The organism is Rickettsia sp. TH2014, from assembly GCF_019249195.1.
In the GTDB taxonomy this organism is placed as follows: domain Bacteria; phylum Pseudomonadota; class Alphaproteobacteria; order Rickettsiales; family Rickettsiaceae; genus Rickettsia; species Rickettsia felis.
The window spans coordinates 1-992 of the sequence record NZ_MXAX01000035.1 but is presented as its reverse complement, the minus strand read 5'-3'; the positions used below and the strand labels follow the sequence as shown (position 1 = coordinate 992).

Sequence of the window (992 nt, the reverse complement as noted above, 5' to 3'; positions counted from 1 at the left end):
ACCCATAGCTTTACATGCTGATGATATACTTCCAAGACTCTTAGCTAATTCTAGTAAACCTATTTTTGGCTTTATTATTTTTTGATTTAGATTCATCTCTAATCCTACATTTAATATTATCTTAATTTTACTAAATGTAAGATTAAATCTCAACTATTACACCTTACAGACAACGCTGTATCTCATCTAAATTATCATAAAGGGTAGTTCTTTTAACATTGAATGTCCGGCATATTGCTGCTTTACTTGTTCCTGATTTTAATGCTTCGCTAATTGCTTGCATTTTTTCAGGTGAGATAACCCGTGGTCTTCCTCCTGTTTTTCCCCGTTGCTTAGCAGATTTTAAACCTGCCATAATTCTTTCTTTTGTAAGTGCTCGTTCATATTGTGCAAGAGCCCCAAACACACTGAATAAAAACTCCCCGTGCGGGGTTGTTGTGTCCATTTGTTCGGTTATGGATTTAAAGCCAATATTTTTCTGTTTAAAGCCATCAATAAGTGTAATGAGGTGTGACAATGAACGTCCGAGTCTATCTAATTTCCATACAATGAGACAGTCACCATCTTGTAAATAATCAAGAGCTTCTTGTAATCCTTTTCTATTATCTTTTGTTCCGCTGACCTTATCTTGAAAAATATGTCTTGGATCAACGCCTTCTTTAATGAGTGCATCATATTGTAGATCGAACACTTGGCGATCATTTTCACTAGAAACTCTCATATATCCGACTAACATGTACGGGAAACCCTATTTAGTTAATTGTCGCGCATCAAAACAATACGACAGTGTTTACCGTATATAAATAACCTATTTCTTGGTATTTGTAAATAGATGATAGTTACAATGTCGGAAAACAAGTGTTTTCCGTACAAATATATTTCATGCTATCTAACCAATTAACCATTCCTTCAGTTTTGAATAACGCAAAGAAGTTTTATTATCCTTAACAGCTATAGCTAGTGCTTTCTTTTGCCCAATTATTATAACTAGA

The 992-nt window shown here is 34.1% G+C and carries 1 protein-coding gene; it reads right to left on the bottom strand.

Annotated features, from left to right (window positions below; genetic code table 11):
• Positions 1-163: 163 nt before the first annotated feature.
• Positions 164-736: a recombinase family protein gene (locus KYQ89_RS00430; protein ID WP_218459838.1), complete on the bottom strand. Its 573-nt coding sequence runs from the start codon at positions 734-736 to the stop codon at positions 164-166.
• Positions 737-992: the final 256 nt, after the last annotated feature.